Genomic DNA, 3,951 nt, shown 5'->3' with positions numbered 1-3,951 from the left:
CCATTACCTCGCAGCGGAACATGACGAAGAGTTAAGGTTCGCGGTTGATTGCAGGGTGGAATCCGCCGCAGAATTGCCCTTATCGCGTCGCCTCTTCGCGCCTCGCCGACGCGTTCCGCGCAGCGAATTGAATGGCGACAGCATGGACCAGCCTACGACCGAATATCTCGACATGCAGCCAGAACGCGGCAAGCTGTTTTCCTGGCAACGTCGGTCGGCCGTCGCCCTGCCGCTTGCTGGCGTCGCCGTCGCGATCTTCGCATTTTGGGTGCTGAGCCAGCACATCAATGCGATATCGCTCGCGGAAATTCAGGATGATCTGCGCAGCTTCCCGCTTGAACCGCTGTTGCTGGCGGTCTTGTTCACCATCATCAGCTTCGCTGCCGTCGCGTTCTATGACGTCGTGGCCGTCGAAACGATCGCCCCTGGCCGCATCCCGCGTCGCGTGTCCGTGCTTGCGGGTGCCGCCGGTTACGCGATCTCCAACGCGCTTGGTTTTTCGCTGCTGACGGGCGGTGCGCTGCGCTATCGCGTCTATGCCGCCCAAGGCATCGAACTTGCCGATATCGGCCGCATAGTCGGCACCTCGTGGTTTGCGATCTGGTTTGCCTTCGCCATCATGGCTGCGATCGCGATGGTCGCCGAACCGGGGCAGATCCCATGGCTCGCGACCCTCGGGCCCGAACTGGATCTCGCCATCGGCCTCGTCGTCCTGCTTGGCATCGCCGCGCTCGTCGTTTGGCTGTCGCGTGGCGAGCGGACCCTGGGGTTCGGCCGGATTTCTCTCAGGCTGCCGTCCTCGCGCGGCGCACTGGTACAGATCGCAGCCGGGCTTATCGATCTGGCTGCTGCTGCTGCCTGCCTCTATGTGCTGCTTCCGGCGGGCAGTGTGGGAAGTTTCTCGGCCTWCATCCTTGTCTATGTCGTTGCCGTAATCCTCGGCATCGTCAGCCACGCGCCGGGCGGTATCGGCGCCTTTGAAGCGACAATCATCGCCGGCCTTGGTCTGGGCAACAATTCCGAAGCGCTTGCTGGACTGGTCGTCTACCGCATCGTCTACACGCTGCTGCCCTTTGGCGTTGCGGTGCTCGGCCTGCTCATCTCCGAAATCCACCGCCACCGTCACCGCCTGGCCGGTCCTGTCGGTGCCGCCTCGCTGCTGCTCGAGCCGCTGATTCCGCCGCTTTCGGCCGGCATCGCCTTTATCGGCGCCATGGTGATCCTGATCTCGGCACTGACGCCAAGCCTTGCCGAGCGCATCGACACACTCTCCGAATTCATCCCGCTGCCCTTCGTCGAAATGTCCCATCTCGGCGCAAGCTTCGTTGCGGTGGCGTTGCTGATCGTTGCCCGTGGCCTTGTCAAAAGGCTGCGGCGCGCCTGGCTTGCGGCGATGATGCTCTTCATCAGCGGTGCCGTCTTTTCCCTGGCGAAGGGTCTCGACTGGGAAGAAGCACTGGTGCTGGCGCTCATGACATTGACACTGTTTGTCTTCCGCGACTCTTTCTACCGGCGCCCCCTCCGCAGTGACCTGCATCTCTCTTGGGGCTGGCTGGCTAGCGTCGGCACGACGATCTGCGCCTGCATATGGCTCGGCTTTTTCGCCTTCCGCCACGTCGAATACAGCAGCCAGCTCTGGTGGGAGTTCGCCTTCAACGGCGATGCCCCTCGCATGCTGCGTGCCAGCGTGGTCTTGGTCACGCTGCTTCTTGTTGTGCTTGCCGACACGCTCATCAACCGCCGTGTGCTGACGCTGGCGCCACTGGGAAGAGTGCCCGAAAGCGTGCCGGCGCTGGTCGCGGAAGCCTGTTCGACGGCGGCAGCATTGGCCCTTCTCGGCGACAAGCGCTTTCTCGTCGCAGCCAACGGCGAGGGCTTCGTCATGTACCAGCGCTCGGGCGGCAGCCTGATCTCGATGGGAGAGCCCATTGGCACCGAAGAGGCGATGACCGCGCTGGCATGGGACTTCCACGAATTGGCCGACCGCTCAGGTCTGCGCACTGTGTTCTACGAAGTCGGCCCGCAGCGCCTGCCGATGTTCCTCGACATGGGCCTGGTGGCCTTGAAGCTTGGCGAGGTAGCGCGCGTTGATCTCGCCGAATTCACGCTTGAAGGCGCCAAGCGTCAGCCGCTGCGCTATGCCGACCGCCGCGCGGAGAAGGATGGCCTGACCTTCGAGATCGTTGCGAAGGCGGACGTGCCTGGCATCATCGATCAGTTGCGGGCGGTCTCCGACGAATGGCTGCGGCTGAAGTCCGGCAGCGAGAAACGCTTCTCGCTCGGCTTTTTCGATGCCGAATATCTGAGCCATTTCGACGTCGCGGTGCTGAAGCGCGGCGATCGCATTGTCGCCTTCGCCAATTTGTGGCGGAGCGGCGAGCGCAACGAGGTCGCTGTCGATCTGATGCGCTACCGGCAGGACGACTGCAAGGTCATGATGGACGCGCTGTTCACCAAGGTCATGATGGTGGCGAAGGCCGAGGGCTATCGCTGGTTCAATCTCGGGGTCGCGCCCTTGTCCGGGMTGACCGACCATCGTGTTGCCTCGCGCTGGAACCGTTTCGGTTCGCTGATGTACCAGAAGGGCCAGAACCTCTATCGCTTCGACGGCCTGCGTGCCTTCAAGGACAAGTTCGATCCGGTGTGGACCGCCAACTACCTCATCTGCCCGCCAGCACTTGATACCCCAAAGGCACTTCTCGACGTCACCACTTTGATCAGTGGCCGTCCCCTCATTGGCAAGCGCAAATAGGCGGCAAAATGTTCATTTCATGCGGGGCTGTATTATGAAAAAGCGTATGATCCTGATTGGCATCGCGGGCATTGCCGCTCTCGGCTGTGCGGCCGCAGCCGCGTGGTTCTGGCCGCAAATCCGGCGTGAGGCCGGCTATCTGCCGCCGACAATCAGCGTAAGCTACGGCCGGCTGAACAATGTGCCCATGCAGCCGCCGGTGGGAAAGCTGCAAGGACTGGCAATCCTCRTATCCGGGTCCGGCGACCGCGATGGGCGTGCCGCCAAGCTCGCCCGTGAGTTGGAACGTCGCGACATCGCCGTCCTGCCGGTCGATATCGATGCCTGGCGGCCGCTTCTTAATACCGACCCTGGCGAGTGCATCTATCTTGGGTCCGATCTTGAAGGCCTGTCCAAGGAAGCCCAGCGACTGCTCGACAGCCACCATTATCTCCATCCCGTCGTTCTCGGCGTCGGCGAAGGTGCAACACTTGCTTACGCCGCACTGGCCGACGCGCCGGCCGCGACCTTGGCGGGCACCGTGTCGATCGACCCCGCAGTGGCGCTGAATACGGCAGTACCAGTATGCAAGGGCGCGGAGCCGACGGCCGTGGCCGGCGGGGGTTTCAGCTATGGGCTCGACGCGCCGTTGCCCTCTCCCGGGGTGATGGTCATGGCGGATGCGCCGACGATGGCAGCAGCTGCCGCGAGCGCTCAGACCGGCAGCTTCCGGCTTGAGACAAAAACCGCAGCGACCGCGGATGAGCGGTTGTCGCTTGCCGTGGATGCGGTTGCCGAAATCGCCGCCGCTGACGCCGGCGACAAGTCACTGCCGGTGGTCGACATCCCGACGGTGGGGACCCCGACACGCCTCGCGCTCTTTTATTCTGGTGACGGCGGCTGGAGAGATATCGACAAAAGTGTCGGCGAACAGCTTGCAGCGCAAGGCATTCAGGTCGTCGGAGTGGATTCGCTGCGCTATTTCTGGTCGGTGCGTCAGCCCGACAAGGTTGCAAAGGACATGGCTTCGATCATTCGTGATGCTGATCCCTCCGGCAAGCTGCCGGTGGCGCTGCTCGGCTATTCCTTTGGCGCCGATGTCACGCCCTTTGCCTGGCCGCACCTGCCTGACGACATTCGCAGCCGTATCGATTTCATCGGTCTTCTCGGCACGGAAAAGACGACGCCTTTCCAGGTGACGATGGAGAACTGGCTCGGTC

General features: G+C 62.8%; 2 protein-coding genes. Both read left to right on the top strand.

All coding sequences use genetic code 11. The features are described 5' to 3' along the window. Positions 1-142 precede the first annotated feature (142 nt). Positions 143-2,752 (top strand): bifunctional lysylphosphatidylglycerol flippase/synthetase MprF, encoded by a 2,610-nt coding sequence (gene mprF / locus AC1DUU_RS25570; RefSeq protein ID WP_476786174.1) that lies wholly within the window; start codon positions 143-145, stop codon positions 2,750-2,752. A gap of 34 nt (positions 2,753-2,786) precedes the next feature. Continuing rightward, positions 2,787-3,951 (top strand): AcvB/VirJ family lysyl-phosphatidylglycerol hydrolase (locus AC1DUU_RS25565; RefSeq protein ID WP_476786173.1); only part of this gene is annotated, 1,165 nt, incomplete at its 3' end.

The sequence above is a fragment of the Aminobacter sp. P4_H6_2 genome, from assembly GCF_056400805.1.
Note: the sequence above shows the minus strand (reverse complement) of the source record. Positions and strands in the feature narration are given on the sequence as shown.